The organism is Cupriavidus sp. FW216-B1, from assembly GCF_058789195.1.
Genome location: NZ_JBYTEL010000025.1, coordinates 1 through 22,326 on the forward strand (window position 1 = coordinate 1; position 22,326 = coordinate 22,326).

Below are 22,326 nucleotides of genomic sequence, written 5' to 3' on the forward strand. Positions count from 1 at the left end.
CCGGGGCCGGGGGGGGGCGGGGGGGGGGGCCGCCGCGGCGCACGCGGGCGCCGCGCGCGGCACCGCGTGCGCCGGTGCGGGGCTCAGAAACCCAGGCTGGCGAGCAGGTCGTCCACCTGCGACTGGTCGGAAACCACGTCGTGCTTGCCTTCGGGGTTGATCTGCGGGCCGTTCATCAACGTGGCGGGGGTGTCCACCCGGCGGTCGGCCGGCACGTTGTCGATCAGCACCTGCAGCAGCTCCTGCTCCAGCGAGCGGATCATGTCCATCATCTTCTTGATGACCTGGCCGGTCAGGTCCTGGAAGTCCTGGGCCATCATGATCTCCAGCAGGTGGCTGCCGGTGGCGCGCGCCTGCTGGGGCACGTCGGTCAGGAAGGCGCGCGTGTCGAGCACCAGCTCGCGCGCGTCGGCCAGCTCGACCGGCTTGTCGAACCAGGCTTCCCAGCGCTTGTCCAGCGCCTCGGCCTGCTTTTCCATGCCGGACTGGAGCGGCTGCGCCAGTTCCACTGCATTGAGCGTGCGCTCGGCGGCCTGCTCGGTCATCGAGGCGATGTAGCTGAGACGGTCGCGGGCGTCGGGGATGGCCTGCGCGGCACGCTCGATTTCCTTGTCGAGCCCCAATTCGCGCATATTGTCGCGCAGCATCCGTGTCAGGGCGCCAATGCGCTGGAAAAGCTGCTCGGCAGATTCGTTGCTGAGAGTCGGAGTCGTCGACATATCGCTCACCTTATGCCCCTTCCTTGGCCAGCTTTTCGAAGATCTTGGTGATCTTCTCGTCGAGCGTGGCGGCCGTGAAGGGCTTGACCACGTAGCCGTTGGCGCCGGCCTGCGCGGCGGCGATGATGTTTTCCTTCTTGGCCTCGGCCGTCACCATCAGCACCGGCAGCTTGGCCAGCGTGGCTTCGGCGCGGATCGCCTGCAGCATGCTCAGGCCGTCCATGTTCGGCATGTTCCAGTCGGACACGACGAACTGGAAGCTGCCGTCCTTGACCTTCTCCAGGCCGGCGGCGCCGTCCTCGGCTTCCTCGACGTTGGAAAAGCCCAGCTCCTTGAGCAGGTTGCGGATGATGCGGCGCATGGTGGGGAAGTCATCGACCACCAGGATCTTCATGTTCTTGTCCACTCTAACGGCTCCAATACAGTTGTGGAAAGTTGCTTCGGTTGTTTCAATACCTGCGCCAGCCGGGCCGCTTGCGCGCGGCCGGGTGGGCGCCAGTGCCCGGTCAGACCCGCTGCGCACGCGCGCCGAAGGTCGCCAGGCGCGCCATCACGCGCTGGCTCATCGCGTGCAGCGGTACCACCTCATGCACGCCGCCGGCGGCTATCGCCTCCTTCGGCATGCCGAATACGATGCAGGTGCTCTCGTCCTGCGCCAGATTGTAGGCGCCGGCCTCGCGCATGCGCAGCATGCCCTGCGCGCCGTCGCGCCCCATGCCGGTGAGCATCACGCCGATGGCGTTCTTGCCGGCGTGCTGCGCGGCGGAGTCGAACAGCACCTCCACCGACGGGCGGTGGCGGTTGACCGCCGGCTCCTGCGACAGGTGGGCCACGTAGTTGGCCCCGCTGCGCGCCAGGCGCAGGTGCGAGTCGCCCGGCGCGATGTAGGCGTAGCCCGGCAGCACGCGTTCGCCGTGCTCCGCTTCCTTGACCGTGATGCGGCACAGGCCGTCCAGGCGCTGCGCGAACGAGCGCGTGAAGCCGGCCGGCATATGCTGCACGATCATCACCGCCGGGCAGTCCGGCGGCATCGGCATCAGGAATTCCTTGATCGCCTCGGTGCCGCCGGTGGAGGCGCCGACGATGATCAGCTTTTCCGTGGACAGCAGCGGGCTGCGCAGCATCGGCGTGGCCGGCGCGGCGGCATCGCCGGCCGGCGCGGGAGACGCCGTGCGCAGGCGCGCGCGCGCCGCGGCGCGGATCTTGTCGGCGATGGTGTCGGTGTACTCCATCAGGCCGTCGCGGATGCCGAGCTTGGGCTTGGTGACGAAATCCACCGCGCCCAGCTCCAGCGCGCGCATGGTGATCTCGGAGCCGCGCTCGGTCAGCGAGGACACCATCAGCACCGGCATCGGGCGCAGGCGCATCAGGCGCTCGAGGAAGTCCAGCCCGTCCATGCGCGGCATTTCCACGTCGAGCGTGAGCACGTCCGGGTTCAGGCGCTTGATCAGATCGCGCGCCACCAGCGGGTCGGGGGCGGTGCCCACCACCTCCATGTCGGGCTGGCTATTGATGATCTCCGTCATCAGGCTGCGTATCAGCGCGGAATCGTCCACGCACAATACCTTGATCTTGGCCGCACTCATGTCTTGGAAAATCCTTGTCGGTTCAGGAAGCGGCTGCCGACGGCGAACGCCGGGGAAACAGCTCGGCGCCGCCGGTGGCGGGTGCGGTGGCAATGGCGCGGGCCAGCGCGCGTTCGTTGCGCTCGACCACGACCTGGTCGTCCTGCCGCGTGAGGCGGCGCACCAGCGCCAGCCCGGTCAGCGGGAAATAGCTCACGCGGCGCGCGTGCGGGCCGCGCAGGTCCTGCGCGGCCACGCGCACTTCCTCGGTCTTGAGGTACTTGAGCACGAACTCGGCGTTGCGGTCGCCGATGTTGAGCGTGGTCATGTTGGCCAGCACCGCGCCGCCGCCGAAGACCTTGGCCTCGAGCCGCTCGCGGCGCGCGCCCATCTTGAGCAGGTCGTTGATCAGCACTTCGAGCGCGTAGCTGCCGTAGCGCATCGACGCCGACAGCAGGCGGTCCGCGCCGGCGCCGGCACCGTCGTCGTCGGGCAGCATGAAATGGTTCATGCCGCCCACGCCGGCGGTCTCGTCGCGGATGCAGGCCGCCACGCAGGAGCCCAGCACGGTGGTCAGCACCACGTCCTCGCGCGTCACGTAGTACTCGTTGGGCAGCAGCTTGATGGCCTGCTTGCCGAACTCGCGGTCGAAATAGGTGCGGGTGGCGATCGCTTCCGGCAGGTGGGGGGTGCGCATCACGAACCTCCCAGCCGCGCCGACGGCGGCGCCAGCTCGTACACCGTCTGCCCGCGCAGCTGGAACGCGCGCGTGACGTAGGAAAAATTCTCCGAGTGTCCCGCGAACAGCAGGCCGTGCGGCTTGAGCAGCGGCACGAAGCGCTCCAGGATGCGGCCCTGGGTCGGCTTGTCGAAGTAGATCATCACATTGCGGCAGAAGATCGCGTCGAACTTCTCGCGGATGCCCCAGTCCGGCGCCAGCAGGTTCAGCGGCTGGAAGTCGATGGTGCCCGCCAGGTCCGGCTTGACCTTGACCGCGCCGGCGCGCTGGCCGGTGCCCTTGAGGAAGAAGCGCTTGAGCCGCTCCGCCGACAGCTTGCTGACCTGCTCGGCGGTGTAGACGCCGGCGCGGGCCTTGGCCAGCACCTGGGTGTCGATGTCGGTGGCCAGCACGGTGCCGGCGCGGTCGCCCAGCGCCTCGGCCAGCGTGATGGCGATGGAGTAAGGCTCCTCGCCGGTGGACGCGGCCGAGCACCAGACCGAGTAGGGCCGCCCGATCTTCTTGGCGTGCTCGGCCAGCAGCGGGAAGTGATGCGCCTCGCGGAAGAACGAGGTCAGGTTGGTGGTGAGCGAATTGGTGAAGAACTCCCACTCGTCCGTGCGGTCGTCCGCCTCCAGCATGGCCAGGTAGGTGCCGAAATCGGTGAGCTGCAGCGTGCGCAGGCGCCGCGCCAGGCGGCTGTACACCATCTCGCGCTTGTGGCTGCCCAGCGAGATGCCCGCGCGGCGATGGATCATCGCGCGGATCTTCTCGAAGTCGCGTTCCGTCAACAGGAAGTCCCGCGGCTCGTCGCGCCGCAGCGAGGCGGGCTGCGCCGGCGCGTGGCCGGCGGCGAAGGCGGTGGGGCGGGGCTGCGTCATCTGTTGCCTGCTACGGGATGCTTGATGCTATGGCGGCTGCGGACGGGCTCACGCGAGCTCGGCCTCGACCAGTTCCATCTCGGCGCTGGTCATCAGTTTCTCGATGTCGATCAGGATCAGCATGCGGCCGTCCACGGTGCCGAGGCCGGTGAGGTGCTCGTTGGAGACCGACACGCCGAACTCCGGCGCCGGCTTGATGGCGTCGCCGGTCAGCGTCAGCACGTCGGACACGCCGTCCACCACGATGCCGACCACGCGCCCGGCGATGTTCAGGATGATGACCACGGTCTGGTGGTCGTAGCGCACGTTGCCGAGGCGGAACTTCAGGCGCAGGTCGACGATCGGCACGATCACGCCGCGCAGATTGGTCACGCCCTTGATGAAGTCCGGCGCGTTCGCCAGGCGCGTCACCGCGTCGTAGCCGCGGATCTCCTGCACCTTGAGGATGTCGATGCCGTATTCCTCGCTCCCCAGCGTGAAAACCAGGAACTCCTGCCCCGCGGCTTCGCTTCCGGGGGTATCGATGTGTCCGATGCCGGCCATGATGTGTTGTTCTCCTGAGCGTTAAGCAACGTTATGCAAGTACCGGGTCCTGCCGGCGCACGCCGGTGCGCTGCAGCGCGCCGACGTCCACGATCAGCGCCACGCTGCCGTCGCCCAGGATGGTGGCGGCGGAGATGCAGGGCACCTTGCGGTAGTTGGTTTCGAGATTCTTCAGCACCACCTGGTGCTGGCCGATGAGCTGGTCCACCAGCAGCGCGAAGCGCTTGCCTTCGGCCTGCAGGATCACGGCGATGCCCTGGGTCGGCTCCTGCACGGCTTCGTCCACGTTGAACACGCGATGCAGTTCCAGCAGCGGCAGGTATTCGCCGCGCACGTGCATCACGCGGTCGTTGTTGGCCGCGGTGTGCACGTCCTCGGGCTTGGGCTGCAGCGACTCCATCACGCAGTTCAGCGGCAGGATGAAGGTTTCCGCGCCGACCTTGACCGACATGCCGTCGAGAATGGCCAGCGTGAGCGGCAGCACGATGCGCGTGGTGGTGCCCTGGCCGGCGCGCGAGCTGACCTCGACGTGGCCGCCCATTTCCTGGATGTTGCGCTTGACCACGTCCATGCCCACGCCGCGCCCGGAGAGATCGGTCACGGCCTCGGCGGTGGAGAAGCCCGGCGCGAAGATCAGTTGCCAGACTTCGTCGTCGCTGATGTTCTCCGACACCGGCAGGCCGTTCTGCACGGCCTTGGCCAGGATCTTGTCGCGGCGCAGGCCGCCGCCGTCGTCGCTGACCTCGATCACGATGTTGCCGCCGTGGTGCTGCGCGGACAGGATCAGCTGGCCGGTCGGCTCCTTGCCGGCGGCCACGCGCTTGTCCGGCGTCTCGATGCCGTGGTCGAGGCTGTTGCGCACCAGGTGGGTGAGCGGGTCGATGATGCGTTCGATCAGGCTCTTGTCGAGCTCGGTGGCCTTGCCGAACGTGACCAGGTCGATCTGCTTGCCGAGCTTGCCGGCGAGGTCGCGCACCAGGCGCGGGAAGCGCGAGAACACGTAGTCCATCGGCATCATGCGGATCGACATCACCGCTTCCTGCAGGTCGCGCGCGTTGCGCTCGAGCTGGCCCATGCCGGAGAACAGGCGGTCGAACAGCACCGGGTCGAGCGCCGAGGCGGTCTGCGCCAGCATCGACTGCGTGATGACCAGCTCGCCGACCAGGTTGATGATCTGGTCCACCTTCTCGGTGGGCACGCGGATCGAGCCGGACTCCTGCGCGTGGGCGGCGGCGGCCGGCGCGGCCTTGGCCTTTTCCTTGGCCGGGGCGGGCGCGGCGGCCGGCGCGGCAGCGGCGGGAGCGGGGGCCGGCGCCGGCGCGGCGGCGGCCGGCGGGGCCGCTTCGGCGGCGGCCGGGGCGGCCGGCGCATCGGCCGCTTCCACCACGATCTGGTCGCCGTCGACGATAAAGCAGCACACCGCGATGATGTCGTCGGGGCTGCACTGGGTCGACAGCCACACGGTGAGGTTGGCGCCCTCTTCCTTCTGGCCGGTGATCTCGCCGAGGTTGCCGAGCTCGTCGCGCAGCAGCGCCTGGTCGGCCGCCGAGACGTTGACCAGCGTCACCTTGAGGCCGCCGCCGCCGGCTGCCGGCGCGGGCGCGGCTGCCACCGGGGCCGGCGCGGGCGCCGCGGCGGGCGCGGGCGCGCCGCCGCCGGCGGTCTCCAGCGCCAGTTGTTGCAGGACGGCGCAGATACGCGCCAGCGTTTCCGGATCGGGTTCGGTACCGTTACGGTAGGCGTTGAGCTGATCTTGCAACACGTCCTTGGTTTCCAGAAAAGTGTCGATGATGGTGCGGGACAACGTCAGCTCCCGCCGCCGCGTGCGGTCGAGCAGGTTCTCCAGCAGGTGCGTGGTTTCGGTCAGTGCCGCAAAGCCGAAGGTGGCCGCACCGCCCTTGATGGAGTGGGCCGCGCGGAAGATGGCGTTGAGCTCTTCCGCGTCGGGGGATTCGAGATCCAGCCCGAGCAGCAGCTGCTCCATTTCCACGAGGAGCTCCTCGGCTTCCTCGAAGAAGGTCTGATAGAACTGTGTGATATCGATATCGACAGACATAACCGTCCTGGCTCACTGAAATTGGCGGTGAAGGCCGCCGCCGGCATGGCGGGCGGACTTCATTGAACACGGCTCCTGCTGGCTGGAGCCTGGGCCGGGGGCGCGGCGGGATTGCTTGGTGCGGTGGCGGGCGCGGCCGGCGCTGCGGTGGCCGCGGGCGCCGGGGCCGAGGCCGCGGCGGGCGCGGAAGCGGCGGACAGCTCCGCCTGCATTTCCTTGCCCACCTCGCCCGCCTTGGCCGACACCGTGACCTCGGCGGCGCTGGCGTTCTCGGCCTCGATGCGGGCCTGCGCGCGCTGGTTCAGCACCACGATGCTGATGCGGCGGTTGATCGGCGCCAGCTCGTCCTTCTTGTCTAGCGGCATGGTTGCGGCCAGGCCGATCACGCGCAGCACCTTGCCTTCGTTCATGCCGCCGGCGACCAGCTCGCGCCGCGACGCGTTGGCGCGGTCCGACGACAGCTCCCAGTTGCTGTACGTGCGCTCGCCGTTGGAATAGTTGGCCGCGTCGGTATGGCCCGACAGGCTGACCTTGTTGGGCATCTCGTTGAGCACCGGGCCGATCTCGCGCAGGATGGTGCGCATGTACGGCTCGACCGCGGCGCTGCCGGTGCGGAACATCGGGCGGTTCTGCGTGTCCAGGATCTGGATGCGCAGGCCCTCGCTGGTGATGTCCAGCAGCAGTTGCGGGCGGAACTGGCGCAGCACCGGGTTGTTCTCGATGATCTGCTCGAGCCGGTTCTTGAGCGCGCGCAGGCGCTCGCCTTCCTGGCGCTCGCGGGCCTTCTGCGCGGCGTCGTCGGCGCTCTTGCGCACGTCGCCGTCCTGGCGCGTGACGTCCATGCCGCCGCCGGGAATCACGCTCGACGACAGGCTGCTCTTGTTGCCGCCCGCCACCGCCACCTTGAGCGGCGTGCGGAAATACTCCGCGATCTGCACCAGGTCCTTCGGCGTCGACGCGCGCAGCAGCCACAGCACCAGGAACAGCGCCATCATCGCCGTCATGAAGTCGGCGTAGGCAATCTTCCAGCTGTGGTTGCCGTGCGGCTTCGCGTGTTGGCGCGACTTGCGGACGACAATCGGACGCATGTCGTGGGCGTTGCTCATGGCTGTAGCTCCTGCCGCTTAGGTGATGCTCTTGACCTCGCGGACGTGGTCGTCCAGCTCGAGGAAGGAGGGGCGTTCGCTGGAGTACAGCACCTTGCGGCCGAACTCGACGGCCACCAGCGGGGCGTAGCCGTTGAGCGAGGCGAGCAGCGTGACCTTGATGCACTCGTACATCTTGAGGGACTCGGCCACCTGGTGCTCGACGCGCGCGGCCAGCGGCGAGACGAAGCCGTAGGCCAGCAGGATGCCGAGGAAGGTGCCGACCATCGCGTGGGCGATCAGCGCGCCGAGCTCCGCCGGCGGCAGGTCCGCCGAGGCCAGCGCGTGCACCACGCCCATCACCGCGGCGACGATGCCGAAGGCCGGCAGGCCGTCGCCGACGCGCGACAGCGCGTGGGCGGGCACCTCGGCCTCGTGGCGGTAGGTCTCGATCTCGTGGTCCATCAGGGCCTCGATCTCGAAGGCATTCATGTTGCCGTTGACCATCATGCGCAGGTAGTCCGTGAGGAACTCCATCATGGCCGGGTCGGCGAGGATGCGCGGATACTGGCTGAACACGCTGCTGGCCGCGGGGTCCGCGATTTCCTTCTCGAGGAACAGGATGCCTTCGCGGCGGGCCTTGGACAGCAGCACGTACAGCAGCGCCATCACTTCCATGTACAGCGCCTTGCTGTACTTGCTGCTGCGGAACAGCGTCGGCAGCGCGCGCAGGGTGGCCTTGATGGCCTTGCCGTTGTTGGAACTGATGAACGCGCCGATTGCGGCACCGGCGATGATGACCAGCTCTGCCGGTTGATAAAGCGCGCCCATATGGCCACCGGTCATGGCGTATCCACCAAGCACCGCCGCCATCACGACAACATAGCCAATTACAACTAGCACGATCGATTCCCCGTCAGTAAAACACGCCAGGCACGCACAAGGCTCGCCCGGCCGGGATGGGCGCAAGCGCGCCCGCCCCGCCCTGGGGCTCACCGGCCGCGCAACCTGTCGTCAGGCCCGGGACTCCGGGTCAGGCGACGGCTTGCACGGGCGCGACGTCCTTCGAGAGCTTCTTCGCCTTGCCGGCGCGCGACGGTGGTCGGCACAGGCTGCACACGAAGTTCGCATGCGGCTCGTATGCGTGTGTCACGAACTGGCCGCCGCAGCAGGTGCAGCTGGAAAGCTGCAGCATGTTGCTCTCGAAAAACCGTACTAACGTCCAAGCACGGGTGAAACTTAAGACAATTTCGCTGCCGAGCAGCGATACGTGCTCGAGATAGAGGCGATAACTGGCCACCACCGCGCGGATGCCGGCCGTCTCGCCCTGCTGGACCATGAACTGGTAAGCCGAGAAAAACAGCGAGGAATGGATGTTCGGCAACCAGGTGGTGAACCAGTCGGTCGAGAACGGGAGCATGCCCTTGGGCGGCGAGGCGCCGCGCAGCTCCTTGTAGAGGCGGATCAACCGGTCGCGCGAGAGCGTGGTCTCGGCTTCGAGCACCTGCAGGCGCGCCCCCAGGCCGATCAGCTCGATGGCGAGCTGGGTCTGGTTGGCGTCCTGCAGCACGCTCTTGCGGTTGGGTACGGGAGCGGCCGTGAAGCTCCGGGCTGGCTGGGCTTGCAGGAGCGCGGTCAATTGAGCGACTCCACGGGTTGCCGCGCGAGCAGGATGGCAGCGTGGATCTGCTGCATGTCGTGACTCTTGGCCGTGTGGGTGAGCGTCGACAGCAACGCATGGTCATCGAACCGGAAACGGCACAAGACCATGTTGGACGCTGCCAACTTGACGAGCTGGGCCGGCGTCAGCTTGGCGAGAATGTCGGCAATTTCCTTGCTGACGCCAAGCCGGAACATGGCTTCCAGATGGTTTTCGCGCACCAGGCGTTGCGCGAGCAGCAGATAGGCGAGATTGACCTCCCTGATCTCCTGGAGAACTTCACTGCTTTCCAATTTTTCCCCGCTACCAAAAACCCGTCGACCGCTTGTCCGGCGCTTACCCGCAGCACGGGGCTGAAGGCGACCAGATCGTTTGTGTGCGTGTGCGACGGGTACTGCGTACGACAAAGGAACTGCGCTTGGTCAGACTTATCTCGAACGTTACAAGTGTTACAGAGTGTAAGTAAGACTGTGAGAGTTATATCGGCAATTGGACCGGGCTGCCAATCCCCTCTAACGTTGGGTCAATCAAATGTCGCACGAAACATACATGGGATGCGAAGTTTGTAACAAGTCACCGATTTGTCATGTGATTTGCATCAAATCTGTTACCCATATGTAACAGAAGAAAGCCTCTAAAATGCACGATGCGTTACCTCCCGGACAGTGCCGAAGCCGGCGGAAACCACGGCGAAGTGGCGCCCGCGGGGGGTGTAGTCGCATTCCTCTATTGACCGCCCGGCACTCATTGCAGTAGCGCCCGGCGCAGCCATGCCGCCACGCGCGCGAACAGGTCGTCGGGCTCCTCGCGGAACAGGTGCGGGCAGGTCTGCTCGACCTGCTCCATGACGCGCGCGGTCTCCTCCGCGTTCACGGTGCCGTACTCCAGCGCGAGCGCCAGCAGCGCGCGCAGCTCGCCCAGGCGCGCGCGCGCGGCGCCCGCGCCGCGTTCGGTCTGCACCCGGTACATGACGTCGTAGACGCGGCTGCGCAGGCTCTCCGCCACGCGCCACGCCGGCGTCTGCATCTGCTCCTCCAGCACGCGGATGTCCACCGCCGAGCTGGCCAGCTGCGAGGCCAGCGGCTCGACGAAGGCGAGGTCGGCGCCGGCATCCTCCAGGATCTGCCGCGACCACTCGCGCGCGCGCGTCAGGCGCTCCTGGGGCGTCCATTCGTAACGCACCGCGAGGCCGTAGCCGAAGCGCTGGGCGTCGCGCATGAGCGTGGCCATCGCGTTGGGCAGCTGCTTGTTGAAGACGCGCTTGGCCCAGGCGTATTCGCCGCCGGAAAGCAGGCGCGTGACGGCGCGCTCGGTCAGCGGGCCGTCGTGGTGAAGCAGGCGGGCACGCAGGAAATCGTCGAAATCCGGCGGCGTGAATTCGCTGTCGAGCCCGGCGGAGAGCTTGACGAAGTGGTCGAACTCGGCGCGCAGCTTGGCGGCGGCTTCGTCGGGCAACGCGAGTGAGATTTCCGTTGTCATGGGGTCCAGTGCTGACGTGGGCGCCGCGCGGCCCCCCCCCCCGCCGCCGGCCGCGCCGGCATGCGTCGCCGCCCGAGGCCGGTGCCTCGGGTTATGGCCTCAGAAAGCGCTCCAGTCGCCGTTGTCCGACGCGGCCAGGGCGGGACGCGCCGGGCGCGCCGGCGCCGGCGCGGGGGCTTCCTGCGCGTCCTGGTCCGCGTGCGCGGCGTCGCCGTCGTCCAATTCCTCGGCAACCGCGGCGGGCGCCGCCAGGCGGGTCGGCTCGACCCGGCGCAGCACCGCCGGCGCCTTGGCGCGCGGCGCTTCCGCGCGGCTGGCGGCGGCCTGCGCCTCGGCCAGGCGGAAGTTGGCCACCGAAGCCTGCAGGCGCGAGGCCTGGTCTTCCAGCGAACCGGCCGCGGCTGCGGCCTCTTCGACCAGCGCCGCGTTCTGCTGCGTGACCTCGTCCATCTGCGCCACGGCCTTGTTGACCTGCTCGATGCCCGAGCTCTGCTCGGCCGAGGCCGCGCTGATCTCGCCCATGATGTCGGTCACGCGCTTGACCGCCTGCACGATCTCGCCCATCGTCTTGCCGGCCTGGTCCACCAGCGCCGAGCCGTTTTCCACGCGCGCCACCGAGTCGCCGATCAGGCCCTTGATTTCCTTGGCGGCGTTGGCGCTGCGCTGCGCCAGGCTGCGCACCTCGCCGGCCACCACCGCGAAGCCGCGGCCCTGCTCGCCGGCGCGCGCGGCTTCCACCGCCGCGTTGAGCGCCAGGATGTTGGTCTGGAACGCAATGCCTTCGATCACGCCGATGATGTCGACGATCTTCTTCGATGCATCGTTGATCTCGTCCATCGTCTGCACCACGCGGCCGACCACTTCGCCGCCCTTCACCGCGGTCTCCGAAGCGTTGGCGGCCAGCCCGCTGGCCTGGCGCGCGTTGTCCGCGTTCTGGCGCACCGTGCTGGTCAGCTCTTCCATGCTCGACGCGGTTTCCTCCAGCGACGCCGCCTGCTGCTCGGTGCGCTGCGACAGGTCGCTATTGCCCGCGGCGATCTCGCGCGAGGCCGAGGCGATCGATTCGGCCGAATCCTTGAAGTCGCGCAGCGTGGCCGACAGCTGCTGCTGCATCTGCTTCATGGCGTGCAGCAGGCTGGTCTTGTCGCCGCCGCGCAGCTTGACCTCGCCGGAAAAGTCGCCGCCGGCGATGCGCGCGGCGATGGCCGCCGCATAACCGGGCTCGCCGCCGAGCTGGCGCGACAGCGTGCGGGCCAGGAAGGCGCCCAGCGCCACCGAAAGCGCCAGCGCGCCCAGCACCATGCCCAGCATCCACAGGCGCGAGGTCTGGTAGACACCGCGCGCTTCTTCCATGTTGGCCAGCGCGCGCTCGTCGCGGCGCTTGACCATGTTGGCCATCACGTCCTCGAGCGCGCGGCTGTCCTTGATCAGGTCGGCGCTTTCCGTGAACACCTGGCTTTCGAACTGCGAGGTGTCGAGCGGCTGCTTGTTCACCAGCGTCACGTAGGCGCCGATGCGCTGGCGGTAGGCCGGCAGCAGGGTGTCGAACTGCTTGAGCATGGCCTGGCCTTCGGGCTGCGTGAAGGCGACGCGCGCGCCCTTCATGCGCTCGTCGAGCGCGGCCAGCGCTTTCTCGATCTGTTCCTTCTCGGCGGCGCGCTCGCCCATCGTCGAGGCGGACAGCAGCGCGATCTGCGCGCGGCTGGAATAGAGCAGGTCGATGTTGGCGCCCTGCACGCCCTTGAGCGACTGCAGGTCATCGTGGTAGATCTTGCCGGTCCAGTCGGCCATGCGCCCCATGTTGACGACGCCAAGCAACCCTATCACCGCGCCGATGAGCGACACGACCAGAAAGCCAGCGACCAGCTTGGTCGTGACGCGTAGCTGATTGAACCATTGCATGCAGACTACCTCTTTTCTCTGAATGACTTGACCAGATGCCTGCCTGTCCTGGCCGGCGGATGCCGGCCACCGCGGAACGGCGGCGCTATTTCTTGTTTTCCAGAACCAATGTTTTCAGACCGACCACTTCAGCCGGAGGCTGGCCGGCGCCGGGCTGCCGCCCCGCGCCGGCCTCGACCTGCCGGGTACATCCCTTGCATCCCTCAAATCCCTCAAATCCCTCGAATCCCTTGAATCCCGTACATCCCCGCACTGCTTGCCGGCGGGCTCGCCATGACCCGCCCGCCCCGCGCCGCGCGAGCGGCCGTCAGCCAGCCATCAGCCGCGGCTCGCCCTGCCCCGTGCCGCGCGCCGCCCGCACGGGGCGCGGCTCGGGACGCAGGCTCACGCGGAACGTGGCCACCGCATCGCGCAGGCGCTTGGCCTGATCTTCCAGCGAGCCGGCCGCGGCTGCGGCCTGCTCCACCAGTGCCGCGTTCTGCTGCGTCACCTCGTCCATCTGGGCCACCGCCTCGTTGACCTGCTCGATGCCCGAGCTCTGCTCGGCCGAGGCCGCGCTGATCTCGCTCATGATGCCGGTCACGCGCTCGACCGCCTGCACGATCTCGTTCATGGTCTTGCCGGCCTGGTCGACCAGCGCCGAACCATGTTCCACGCGCGCCACCGAGTCGCCGATCAAACCCTTGATTTCCTTGGCGGCGTTGGCGCTGCGCTGGGCCAGCCCGCGCACCTCCCCGGCCACCACCGCGAAGCCGCGGCCCTGCTCGCCGGCACGCGCCGCTTCCACCGCGGCGTTGAGCGCCAGGATGTTGGTCTGGAACGCAATGCCTTCGATCACGCCGATGATGTCGACGATCTTCTTCGACGCCTCGGTGATCTCGTCCATCGTCTGCACCACGCGGCCGACCGCTTCGCCGCCCTTCACCGCGGTTTCCGAGGCGTTGGCGGCCAGCCCGGTGGCCTGGCGCGCGTTGTCCGCGTTCTGGCGCACCGTGCTGGTCAGTTCTTCCATGCTCGACGCGGTTTCCTCCAGCGACGCCGCCTGCTGCTCGGTGCGCTGCGACAGGTCGCTGTTGCCCGCGGCCACCTGGCGCGTGGCGGAGGAAATGCTCGACATGCCTTCCTGGATCTCGCCGACCACCGACAACAGGCTGCGCTGCATGGTGCGCATGGCGCGGGACAGCGCGCCCATTTCGTCGGACGCGCGATAGTCCAGGTGGGTGGTGAGATCGCCCGCGCCCAGGCGCAGGGCGAAGTCCAGCATGTCGCGCACCGGCTTGTTCACCCGCGCCAGCAACAGCGAGCCGGCCACGAACGACGACACCACCGCCAGCGCGAAGCCGCCCCACAGCCACGGCCGCAGCGCGCCCGCGCCGTCGCCGGCCAGCAGCTCGAACGCCGCCAGCGCGGCCAGGAACCACACCAGCCCCGCCGCCTGCGACAGCACGATGCGGCGCCGGATCGTGACCTTGCGCAGCCGCCCGAACAGCCCCAACAGCCCGCGGCGCACCACCGCGCCGTTGCGCACGGCCAGGCGGCGGCCCTGGTCCTCGCGCAGGCGCGCATAGGCGGCCTCGGCCGCCTCGACCTGCTCGCGCGGCGGCATCGCGCGCACCGAGGTGTAGCCCACCAGCTGGCCGTCGGCCACGGTCGGCGTGACGGTGGCGCTGACCCAGTAGAAATCGCCGTTCTTGCGGCGGTTCTTGACGATGCCCACCCACGAATGGCCGGCCTGGATGGTCTGCCACAGGTCGGCGAAGGCCGCGGCCGGCATGTCCGGGTGGCGCACCAGGTTGTGCGCGGCGCCGAGCAGTTCCTCGGCCGCGAACCCGCTGGTCTCGATGAAGGCGCGGTTGGCGAACGTGATGCGTCCCTTCAGGTCCGTGCGGGAGATGAGGTAGTCGTCCGGGGAGAGCTTGAACTCCCGGTTGGTAACAGGCTGGTTATTTCGCATGACTGGAGAAACTGCGTGGATCGGGCTGGCGGCGGAACAAGGTGCCGCTCAGGCGGCGACGGCGGCTTCGAGTGCCGCGAGCTCCTCGGTGTCCAGCAGTTTCTCGATGTCGACCAGGATCAGCATGCGGTCCTCGACCGAGCCGATGCCGCGTATGTATTCGGTTTCGCCGGAAAGCTGCGGAGCCTGGCGGACCTGGCCCGCGCCCAGCGTCAGCACGTCGGACACGCCGTCGACCACGATGCCGGTGGTCTGCTGGTGCAGCTCGACGATGATCACCACCGTGTACTGGTCGTAGGCGATCTTGGCCTGGCGGAACTTGATGCGCAGGTCGATGATGGGCACGATCAGGCCGCGCAGGTTGATCACCCCCTTGAGGTAATCGGGCGCGTTGGCGATCTGCGTGACGTTCTCGTAGCCACGGATCTCCTGCACCTTGAGGATGTCGATGCCGTACTCCTCGCCGCCCAGCCTGAAGGCGAGGAATTCCTCGCCCGTCCCTTCTGTCGTCTTGTTCGCGCTTTTCATTGTCTGGCTCCGCATGCCGGCTCCGGCCCCGGGGCGTCGCCAAAGCCCGGGCCGGCCAGCCCGCGGGCGGGCAGCCAGCCGAGACCCGGTGCGCCGGGGCACGAATGTCGTTTAGTGCTTAACGGCAGCCGCGGGCGTGGCTGAAGGGTAACAATGACAAAGCATTTACCCCACCTTCGTAGGGTCCAGCAGCGCGCCCACGGCCTCCATGAGCTGGTCGGGGTCGAACGGCTTGGCCAGGAAGCCCGATGCGCCGGCCACGCGCGCCTGCTCGCGCACCTGGCCGTCGGCCTCGGTGGTCAGCATCAGCATGGGGATGGCGGCATAGGCGCCGGTGGCCCGCAGCGTGCGGATCAGGGTCAGGCCGTCGGTGCCGGGCATGACCTGGTCGGTCACGAGCATGCCGAAGGACGCCGCCTGCGCCATTGCCAGCGCCTCGCCGCCGTCGGCGGCCTCGGACACGGCGTAGCCGCCGGTGCGCAGGCAGGCGCCGATCATGCGGCGCAAGGAGGGGGAATCGTCGACGACGAGGATGTGAGGCAAAGACATGGCGGCTCCGTTGACAGCACGATGGTGAGTCCACGGACGCGGCGATCTGGCGTGGTGGACCGGGGTTCGTTCCTGCCCTGGGCGGCATGCGCCCGGCGGACGCCCTGCGCGTTGTGGCATGCGCCGGCGACGAGGCAGAGACTGGCGCCGCGCCGCCGGCAAGGCCGGTGCGAAAGGCGCCCCTGCGGGGCATATCGGCAGCCGCGGCGAAATCCGTAGGCCGAATGCGGGCCGGCGCGCGCGATTGTGCGCGGCGGCGGCGGATTGCCCCGGCGTGCGGCCCTGCATGCCCCCGCATGCCCCCTGCATGCCGCCCGCGCGCCGTCCGCCTGCCGCCGTCAGCGAGTGCCCGATAACCGATCGCCGGAAATCCGCTTACCCTACCTGCATGGGGTGCAGCAGGCCGCCGCGGGTGGGCATACTACGACGCCTGCTGCAGGATGCACCCCGCGCTTGCCGTGCCAGGCAAAGGCCCGCGGCGCCTACAAAATGGGCGCCGCGGCTTGATCGGAACCTCACCATGTCGAATTTGCCAGGCCCCCCGTGGCACCAGCGCGAGGTACCGGAAACGCGCCGCCCCGACAAGCTCACGGTGTTCGTGCAGGGCGCGCCGGATGCCCTGCTGGCGCCGCTGCCCGATTTCGGCGGGCGGCTGCAATGGCTGTCGCGGCGCCCGCGCCAGCCGGCCGACGCGCAGATCGTCATCGCCGAGCGCCAGATCGGCGCCACGCTGGCGCAGCGCCTGCGCTCGCTGCGCCATCCCGAGCGGCTGGTGCTGACCGTGCTGGTGGACGGCACCGCCGCCGCCGCGGCCGGCTGCGGCCCGGTCGTGCCCACCACCGCCGAGGCGCTGCCGCGCACCCTGCAACTGCTGGCCTCGGTGCTGTTCGCGCCGGTGCTGGAAGACGGCCCCATGCCGCTGTCGTGGCAGGACGTGCACGCGGTGGCGAGCCGCGACGCGGTCGGCCTGGCGCTGCACCTGGACACCGGCGCCGAGTCCTGCATGGCGGACGAGCTGCTGCTGCAGCTGGCGCGCTTCCACGGGCGCACGCGCATCGAGCCCGAGGCGCTGCTGGCCAGCATCTACCTGCCGCGCGGGCTGCCCTCGCTGGTGGCGTGCAGCCAGCAGCTGCGGCGCCTGGGTGCGGTCACGGGCCACCATTGCGAGACCCGCTTCGCCCTGCTGGTGCCCGAGAGCGGGCGCTTCACCCGCCTGCTGGCCCTGTTCCCGCCCGGCGGCGCGCTGCCGGAGCCGTTCACGCCGCGGCGCTGAGCGCGCGGCCGGCAGGCCGGCGCGGCGCTCAGGCCGCCGACATCAGCTCCGCGAAGGCGCCGGCATCGAGCGGCAGCGACAGCAGGTAGCCCTGCACCTCGTCGCAGCCCATCGCGGCGAGGATGTCCATCTGCGAGTTCGATTCCACCCCTTCTGCCACCACGCGCATGCGCAGCTCGTGCGCCAGCGCCACCATCGAGCCGACGATGGCGCGGCCCTGCGCGTCCACGTCGAGCCCGCCGATCAGCGTGCGGTCGATCTTCAGGGTGCCCACGCGCAGCCGCTTGAGGTAGCCCAGGCTGGAGTAGCCGCTGCCGAAATCGTCGAGCGCCACGTGGATGCCGAGCGCCTGCAGCTCGACCAGCGTCTCGAGCGACTGCGCGATGTCCTTCATCGCCGCGGTCTCGGTGATCTCCAGCGTCACGGCCGACGGCGGGATGTCGTGCTGGTGGATCTGCTCGAGCAGGTATTGCGGGAAGTCGCGGCTGGCGAAGCGCAGGCCGGAGACGTTGATGGCCACCGGCACGGTCGGGATGCCGGCGTCCTGCCATTGCCGGATCTGCCGGCAGACCGTGGCGATGACCCAGTCGTCGAGCTTGTCGATCTGCCCGGACTGCTCCGCCACGCTGATGAACTCGGCCGGGTTGACCACGCCGAGCGTGGGATGACGCCAGCGGCACAGCGCCTCGGCGCCCACCACGGCGCGCTGGCGCACCTCGAACTTGGGCTGGTACTGCAGCGAGAGGCTGTCGTCCTGGATCGCCAGCCAGAGGTCGCGCCGGATCACGCGCATGCGCCGGGCGCGCTCGCCGGCCGCGGAGTTGAACACGCGGACCTGGTTGGAGCCGCTTTCGCGCGCCTCGGTCAGGCTCACGCGCGCGGCCTGCATCAGCGCCTCGGAGGTCTGGGCGTCGCGCGGGTAGATGGCGATGCCGATGTTCACGCCGATCTGCATCTGCAGGCCGCGCGCGGCCACGAACTCCGCCAGCGAGCCCAGCAGGCGCGAGCCGAGCTCGTTGGCGCGGCTCTGGTGCACCAGCTCGGGCACGCCCACGGCGAACTCGTCGCGCGCCAGGCGGGCGAGGAAATCGTGCGGCTCCAGCGCGGCCTGCGCCAGCGCGCCGGCATCCTGCGCCAGGATGTCGTCGGCCCGCACCTCGAAGACTTCGTCGACCTCGCGGAAGTCGGCGATATGCACCAGCAGCACGGCGCAGCCGGTCTCGGCCAGCCGCGCCTGCGCGATCGACTGGTCGAGCCAGCGCGCGAAAGCGCTGCGGTCGGGCAGGTCGGTGCTCACGCTGTACTCGCCGACCGTGCCCTGGCCGCGCGCGGCGGTGCGCACGGTCAGGCGGCCCGGGATGCGGCCGCGCCGGCGTACCGGCAGGGTGCTGGCGACGGGCACCGGGCCGGCCGGCAATTCCTCCGGCGGCTCGTCCTGCATGCCGGCGCTGGCGCCGCCGCTGTAGCCGGAGGCGGTGGCGAGATGCCAGCCGCTCGGGTTGGCGCGGCGCAACCAGAAGAAGCCCAGCGACAGCGCCGCCAGCGCGCCCACGGCCAGCCACGCCGGCTGCACCGCGCCGCGCGGATCGGCGCACAGCGCCGACAGGCGCGAGCCGCCGCCGCACAGCGTGCTCAGGCGGGCGCCCGCGGCCACCACCACGCCGGCGCCCGCCAGCGCGGCCAGCAGCACGCCGCCGCGCAGCGGCGGCAGGTGGCGGCGCAGCCAGGGAATGGCCAGCGCCACCGCCACCGTCGCGGCCAGCGCGGTGGTGGTCTGCACCACGCCGTGCGAGAAGCGCAGGCTGCCCGAGGCCACCACGACCCACAGCGGCAGGCCGACCGAGGCCGGCGACAACAGCAGGAACGCCCAATGCAGCGACCTGGCGGGACCGCGTGCCAGCTCCCGGTCCGGCTTGGCTGCACGTATGCCCAGCCCGACCGCGAGGCCAAAGAGAGCAGCGAGCAGCAGAAGGCTAGCACTCATGTCGATAAGGAAGCTGGGCAAGAATTGAGAGCGATGATGACGCGACGATGCGGTCGATGCGGCGCGAGACCCGCATCATCGCATCACGCAGGCGTCCCCGAAAAGGAAAACGGCTGCGGTCGCGCCGGCATGGGTCAGAACGCGCTCCAGTCGTCGCCGCCAGCGCCACCCGCGCCGGCCGCGAGCACCGGCACCCGCGCGGGCGGCGCCACGCGCCGGACCGGCTCGCGCCGCGCGGGCGCGGCGGGCTGGAGCCGGGGCGCGCGCGAGGCCGGCGCGGCGGCGCGCGGGGCCGCCGCCGGGGCGACCACCGCATGGCTGACCGTATGGCTGACGGCGGGGCCGGCGCCCTGGCCGGCGGCGAGCCGGAACACGGACACCACGCCGTTGAGCTTCTGCGCCTGTTCTTCCAGCGCGCCCGCGGCGGCGGCGGCTTCTTCCACCAGCGCGGCGTTCTGCTGCGTGGCCTCGTCCATCTGCGAGACCGCCTGGTTGACCTGCTCGATGCCGCTGGTCTGCTCCTGCGTGGCCGCGCCGATCTCGTTCATGATGTCGGTCACGCGCTTGACCGCGCTGACGATCTCGCCCATCGTCTGGCCGGCCTCGGCCACCAAGCGCGTGCCGCTTTCCACGCGCTGGCCGGATTCGCTGATGAGCGCCTCGATCTCCTTGGCGGCGCCGGCCGAGCGCTGGGCCAGGCTGCGCACCTCGCCGGCCACCACCGCGAAGCCGCGGCCCTGCTCGCCGGCGCGCGCCGCTTCCACCGCGGCGTTGAGCGCCAGGATGTTGGTCTGGAAGGCGATGCCCTCGATCACGCCGATGATCTCCACCACCTTGCGCGACGAGCCGTTGATCTCGTTCATGGTATCGACCACGCGGCCCACCACCTCGCCGCCCTTGAGGGCGATCTGCGAGGCGTCGCCGGCGAGCTGGCCAGCCTGGCGCGCGTTGTCGGCGTTCTGGCGCACCACCGTGGTCAGTTCTTCCATGCTGGCGGCGGTCTGCTCGAGCGAGGAGGCCTGCTCCTCGGTGCGCTGGGACAGGTTGAGGTTGCCGGAGGCGATCTGGCCGGTGGCCGCGGCGATCGAGTCGGTGCCGCCGCGCACCTGCGCGACGATGTTGGAAAGGCTGTCCTGCATCGACGCGAGCGCCTGCATCATGCGGCCGATCTCGTTGCGCGACACATTGACGATGCGCGAGGTCAGGTCGCCGCCGGCCATGCGCTCGAACACCGACAGCGCTTCCTCGACCGGCCGCACGATGGCCCGGTGCAGCGCCAGCGTGGACAGCGCGGCCACCACCAGGCCGAGCGCGATCAGCGCGAACGACAGCATGCGCACGCTCTGGAAGCCGGACTGGGCGAGATTGAAGTTCTCCTCGCCGGTGCGGAACTGGTAGCCCTGCAAGGCCTCGTAGGCCGTCGCCAGGCTGCGCTGCATGTCGGGCAGCTCGTTCTTGGCGAGGGCCAGCGCCTGCTCGGCGTTGTTCTCCAGCAGCGCCTTCTGCAGGGGCTTGATGCCCTTTTCCATGAAATCGCGGCGCTTGCGGTCCACCTCGTCCGCCAGGGCCTTTTCCTCGGCGCTCTGCGGCAACGCGGCGTAGCGCTTCCATGCCGCGTCGGCGCTGTCGACGAAGGTCATCGAGCGGTCCACCACCGCCTTGCCTTCGCCGCCGGCGCCCGGCATCACGCCGCGGTCCAGCGCCAGCCGCATGCGGGTGGTGCCGAGCATGGTCTCGCTCAGCGCCTGGGCCGAGGCGAGCTGGTTGCCATAGGTTTCCTGGAGTGCTGCGTTGCTGCTGGATATGCCATGCAGGCCGGCCGCGCCGACCAGCACGAGCAGGACCGACAACAATGCCATCGCCCCGCGCAGCAAGGTCTTGATCTGAATATTGTTATGGAACGACATAAAACACCCGATACGGTAAGGAACGCGCGGGACCTCCTCCGGCCCCGGCCCGGCGGATCGACACCCCTGCGATCCGCTCACGGCAAATAACGGCGAGCCGCCGAGAATCCTTGAGAAGGTGCGGTGCGCGCCACGCCGCTTATGCGCCGCCCTCCGATTCCACCTGAAATGCCTCCCCGGTGGCGAAAAACGCCCCGCCGGCAAGATAGTGGATCGAGCGGTGTTCGTTATCCGGAAAATGCCAGCGGCCCGCCGAAAACGCTGCCGCGTCGGCCCAGGCGGCCACGACCTCGGCGATGAACAGGTCATGGCGCGTCGCATTATGCGGCTCGGGGATCACCCGGCATTCGAGCCAGCCGAGGCAGCCCGCCAGCAGCGGCGCGGCGATTTCCCGCGCGGGGAACGTGGACAAACCCGCGGCGGCGAACTTGTCGGCCTCGCGGCCGGAGCGCGAGCCGACCGCCAGCGTGGCGCCCGCCTGCGCGCGCGCCGGGATGTTCAGCGCGAATTCGCCGGACGCTTCCACCAGTTCGCGCGTGAGCGTGCGCGCATCGATCACCACCGCCACCTTGGCCGGCTGGAAGTCCAGCGGCATGGCCCAGGAGGCGGCCATGACGTTGCGCCGCCCGCCGTGCGCGCTGGTGACCAGCGTCACCGGCCCGTGATTGAGCAGCCGGTAGGCCTTGGGCAGTTCCACGGGAACGAAGCCGGCCGGCGCGGCGGCCGCGGCGTTGATCGGATCGGATGACATGGCAGCGTGGTGGCGAAGGATGGATGGGCGCGCGAAACGGACCGCTATTGTTACAGCAAACGCACCCGGAGGCGATGGCCAATACCCGGCAGGGGTATTTCCCCCTGCCGGCGGGACAAAAACATGCAAATGAGCCGGGTCTCATTTTTCCGCCGCGTGGCGCGGCGCCGAAAATGCCCGGCGGCGCCGCGACCAGAGATTGGCGCGGAAGTTCATTAATTTGACATGGGCGCCAATTTATCGGAATTCTCTTTCTGCCGACATGGGCATATGCAGGATCGCCACACCCCGTTATAATCGTCCCACTCTCACCCGCTCACCAGTAAATCGAGGCTCGTAATGGCGACTTATCAGGAAATTGTTCAGAAAATCAGCGAACTCCAGAAGCAGGCCGAGGAAATCAAGGCGCGCGAGCAGGCGACCGTCATTGCCGATATTCGCGAGAAAATCGAGCAATATGGCCTGACCGCCGACGATCTCGGCTTCGGCACCAAGCCCGCCGCCAGCAAGAAGGCCACCCGCAAGGTGCCGGTGCGCTACCGCGACAGCGCGGGCAACACCTGGACCGGCCGCGGCAAGCGCCCGGGCTGGCTGACCCAGGCGCTGGCCTCCGGCAAGAACATCGACGACTTCCTGATCTGAACCAGGGTTTCGCCGCAGGCATGAAAACGGCCGGGCCAGCGCCCGGCCGTTTTTTATTTCACGATGACTCCAGCACCGAAATTCGCTGGACTACGCCACAGCTCGATACAGCAGGTTTATCAAGGGCTTA

General features: G+C 68.9%; 21 protein-coding genes. 2 read left to right on the forward strand and 19 right to left on the reverse strand.

Annotated features, from left to right (window positions below; genetic code table 11):
* Positions 1-83: 83 nt before the first annotated feature.
* The 16 genes from cheZ to AC3WXD_RS30680 form a co-directional block, all read right to left on the reverse strand.
* Positions 84-719 carry a protein phosphatase CheZ gene (gene cheZ, locus AC3WXD_RS30605; RefSeq protein ID WP_029044156.1) on the reverse strand — a complete coding sequence of 212 codons (636 nt, stop codon included), beginning with the start codon at positions 717-719 and terminating at the stop codon, positions 84-86.
* A gap of 10 nt (positions 720-729) precedes the next feature.
* Positions 730-1,125 carry a chemotaxis response regulator CheY gene (cheY, locus tag AC3WXD_RS30610; RefSeq protein WP_020205575.1) on the reverse strand — a complete coding sequence of 132 codons (396 nt, stop codon included), beginning with the start codon at positions 1,123-1,125 and terminating at the stop codon, positions 730-732.
* Positions 1,126-1,225: 100 nt separating this feature from the next.
* Complete coding sequence (locus AC3WXD_RS30615) at positions 1,226-2,305, reverse strand: protein-glutamate methylesterase/protein-glutamine glutaminase (RefSeq protein WP_020205574.1); 1,080 nt, start codon at positions 2,303-2,305, stop codon at positions 1,226-1,228.
* Between the two features lie 22 nt (positions 2,306-2,327).
* Entirely contained in the window at positions 2,328-2,981 is a 654-nt protein-coding gene (gene cheD, locus AC3WXD_RS30620; RefSeq protein WP_020205573.1) for a chemoreceptor glutamine deamidase CheD, read from the reverse strand.
* Positions 2,981-3,883: a CheR family methyltransferase gene (locus AC3WXD_RS30625; RefSeq protein ID WP_059415742.1), complete on the reverse strand. Its 903-nt coding sequence runs from the start codon at positions 3,881-3,883 to the stop codon at positions 2,981-2,983. The genes cheD and AC3WXD_RS30625 overlap by 1 nt, the downstream gene beginning before the upstream one ends.
* A gap of 48 nt (positions 3,884-3,931) precedes the next feature.
* On the reverse strand, positions 3,932-4,426 hold the full coding sequence (gene cheW / locus AC3WXD_RS30630; protein WP_020205571.1) for a chemotaxis protein CheW: 495 nt from the start codon (positions 4,424-4,426) through the stop codon (positions 3,932-3,934).
* Positions 4,427-4,457: 31 nt separating this feature from the next.
* Entirely contained in the window at positions 4,458-6,482 is a 2,025-nt protein-coding gene (gene cheA, locus AC3WXD_RS30635) for a chemotaxis protein CheA (RefSeq protein WP_059415744.1), read from the reverse strand.
* Positions 6,483-6,541: 59 nt separating this feature from the next.
* Positions 6,542-7,588, reverse strand: a complete 1,047-nt coding sequence (motB, locus tag AC3WXD_RS30640; RefSeq protein WP_059415746.1) for a flagellar motor protein MotB — start codon at positions 7,586-7,588, stop codon at positions 6,542-6,544.
* A gap of 18 nt (positions 7,589-7,606) precedes the next feature.
* A complete protein-coding gene (gene motA / locus AC3WXD_RS30645) occupies positions 7,607-8,470 on the reverse strand; it encodes a flagellar motor stator protein MotA (RefSeq protein ID WP_029044407.1) in 864 nt (287 codons plus the stop codon).
* Positions 8,471-8,600: 130 nt separating this feature from the next.
* Entirely contained in the window at positions 8,601-9,206 is a 606-nt protein-coding gene (flhC, locus tag AC3WXD_RS30650) for a flagellar transcriptional regulator FlhC (protein WP_029044406.1), read from the reverse strand.
* On the reverse strand, positions 9,203-9,520 hold the full coding sequence (gene flhD / locus AC3WXD_RS30655; protein ID WP_006162633.1) for a flagellar transcriptional regulator FlhD: 318 nt from the start codon (positions 9,518-9,520) through the stop codon (positions 9,203-9,205). The genes flhC and flhD overlap by 4 nt, the downstream gene beginning before the upstream one ends.
* A gap of 451 nt (positions 9,521-9,971) precedes the next feature.
* Positions 9,972-10,706, reverse strand: a complete 735-nt coding sequence (locus AC3WXD_RS30660; RefSeq protein ID WP_029044405.1) for a DUF4088 family protein — start codon at positions 10,704-10,706, stop codon at positions 9,972-9,974.
* 99 nt (positions 10,707-10,805) lie between these two features.
* Positions 10,806-12,608 (reverse strand): methyl-accepting chemotaxis protein, encoded by a 1,803-nt coding sequence (locus tag AC3WXD_RS30665; RefSeq protein ID WP_059415748.1) that lies wholly within the window; start codon positions 12,606-12,608, stop codon positions 10,806-10,808.
* A gap of 307 nt (positions 12,609-12,915) precedes the next feature.
* Entirely contained in the window at positions 12,916-14,562 is a 1,647-nt protein-coding gene (locus AC3WXD_RS30670) for a methyl-accepting chemotaxis protein (protein WP_020206751.1), read from the reverse strand.
* Positions 14,563-14,610: 48 nt separating this feature from the next.
* A complete protein-coding gene (locus tag AC3WXD_RS30675) occupies positions 14,611-15,090 on the reverse strand; it encodes a chemotaxis protein CheW (protein ID WP_020206750.1) in 480 nt (159 codons plus the stop codon).
* A gap of 165 nt (positions 15,091-15,255) precedes the next feature.
* Positions 15,256-15,639, reverse strand: a complete 384-nt coding sequence (locus AC3WXD_RS30680) for a response regulator (protein ID WP_029044404.1) — start codon at positions 15,637-15,639, stop codon at positions 15,256-15,258.
* Between the two features lie 520 nt (positions 15,640-16,159).
* On the opposite strand from AC3WXD_RS30680, the gene AC3WXD_RS30685 reads away from it, so the two are divergent.
* The gene (locus tag AC3WXD_RS30685) at positions 16,160-16,912 is read left to right on the forward strand and encodes a hypothetical protein (RefSeq protein WP_020424023.1); all 753 of its coding nucleotides are present in this window, start codon (positions 16,160-16,162) and stop codon (positions 16,910-16,912) included.
* Positions 16,913-16,940: 28 nt separating this feature from the next.
* Here the strand turns inward: AC3WXD_RS30685 and AC3WXD_RS30690 are convergent, their stop codons facing one another.
* The 3 genes from AC3WXD_RS30690 to AC3WXD_RS30700 form a co-directional block, all read right to left on the reverse strand.
* Positions 16,941-18,896, reverse strand: a complete 1,956-nt coding sequence (locus tag AC3WXD_RS30690) for a putative bifunctional diguanylate cyclase/phosphodiesterase (protein ID WP_454733815.1) — start codon at positions 18,894-18,896, stop codon at positions 16,941-16,943.
* A 134-nt stretch (positions 18,897-19,030) separates the two neighbouring features.
* Positions 19,031-20,803, reverse strand: coding sequence for a methyl-accepting chemotaxis protein (locus AC3WXD_RS30695; RefSeq protein WP_492325342.1), 1,773 nt, complete (start codon positions 20,801-20,803; stop codon positions 19,031-19,033).
* A gap of 139 nt (positions 20,804-20,942) precedes the next feature.
* Complete coding sequence (locus AC3WXD_RS30700) at positions 20,943-21,554, reverse strand: flavin reductase family protein (protein ID WP_020206693.1); 612 nt, start codon at positions 21,552-21,554, stop codon at positions 20,943-20,945.
* 339 nt (positions 21,555-21,893) lie between these two features.
* Between AC3WXD_RS30700 and AC3WXD_RS30705 the strand changes: the two genes are divergently transcribed.
* Entirely contained in the window at positions 21,894-22,196 is a 303-nt protein-coding gene (locus tag AC3WXD_RS30705; protein ID WP_020206694.1) for an H-NS histone family protein, read from the forward strand.
* The last annotated feature ends 130 nt before the right edge of the window (positions 22,197-22,326 follow it).

What these genes read in the sequence shown, in the direction of transcription:
- AC3WXD_RS30615 (WP_020205574.1), bottom strand. Translation starts at nt 2,305, where the DNA reads ATGAGTGCGGCCAAGATCAAGGTATTGTGCGTGGACGATTCCGCGCTG.
- AC3WXD_RS30660 (WP_029044405.1), bottom strand. Translation starts at nt 10,706, where the DNA reads ATGACAACGGAAATCTCACTCGCGTTGCCCGACGAAGCCGCCGCCAAG.
- AC3WXD_RS30705 (WP_020206694.1), top strand. Translation starts at nt 21,894, where the DNA reads ATGGCGACTTATCAGGAAATTGTTCAGAAAATCAGCGAACTCCAGAAG.
- AC3WXD_RS30695 (WP_492325342.1), bottom strand. Translation starts at nt 20,803, where the DNA reads ATGTCGTTCCATAACAATATTCAGATCAAGACCTTGCTGCGCGGGGCG.
- AC3WXD_RS30700 (WP_020206693.1), bottom strand. Translation starts at nt 21,554, where the DNA reads ATGTCATCCGATCCGATCAACGCCGCGGCCGCCGCGCCGGCCGGCTTC.
- AC3WXD_RS30680 (WP_029044404.1), bottom strand. Translation starts at nt 15,639, where the DNA reads ATGTCTTTGCCTCACATCCTCGTCGTCGACGATTCCCCCTCCTTGCGC.
- cheD (WP_020205573.1), bottom strand. Translation starts at nt 2,981, where the DNA reads ATGCGCACCCCCCACCTGCCGGAAGCGATCGCCACCCGCACCTATTTC.
- cheA (WP_059415744.1), bottom strand. Translation starts at nt 6,482, where the DNA reads ATGTCTGTCGATATCGATATCACACAGTTCTATCAGACCTTCTTCGAG.
- cheW (WP_020205571.1), bottom strand. Translation starts at nt 4,426, where the DNA reads ATGGCCGGCATCGGACACATCGATACCCCCGGAAGCGAAGCCGCGGGG.
- AC3WXD_RS30685 (WP_020424023.1), top strand. Translation starts at nt 16,160, where the DNA reads ATGTCGAATTTGCCAGGCCCCCCGTGGCACCAGCGCGAGGTACCGGAA.
- motB (WP_059415746.1), bottom strand. Translation starts at nt 7,588, where the DNA reads ATGAGCAACGCCCACGACATGCGTCCGATTGTCGTCCGCAAGTCGCGC.
- AC3WXD_RS30690 (WP_454733815.1), bottom strand. Translation starts at nt 18,896, where the DNA reads ATGAGTGCTAGCCTTCTGCTGCTCGCTGCTCTCTTTGGCCTCGCGGTC.
- AC3WXD_RS30675 (WP_020206750.1), bottom strand. Translation starts at nt 15,090, where the DNA reads ATGAAAAGCGCGAACAAGACGACAGAAGGGACGGGCGAGGAATTCCTC.
- cheZ (WP_029044156.1), bottom strand. Translation starts at nt 719, where the DNA reads ATGTCGACGACTCCGACTCTCAGCAACGAATCTGCCGAGCAGCTTTTC.
- AC3WXD_RS30665 (WP_059415748.1), bottom strand. Translation starts at nt 12,608, where the DNA reads ATGCAATGGTTCAATCAGCTACGCGTCACGACCAAGCTGGTCGCTGGC.
- AC3WXD_RS30625 (WP_059415742.1), bottom strand. Translation starts at nt 3,883, where the DNA reads ATGACGCAGCCCCGCCCCACCGCCTTCGCCGCCGGCCACGCGCCGGCG.
- AC3WXD_RS30670 (WP_020206751.1), bottom strand. Translation starts at nt 14,562, where the DNA reads ATGCGAAATAACCAGCCTGTTACCAACCGGGAGTTCAAGCTCTCCCCG.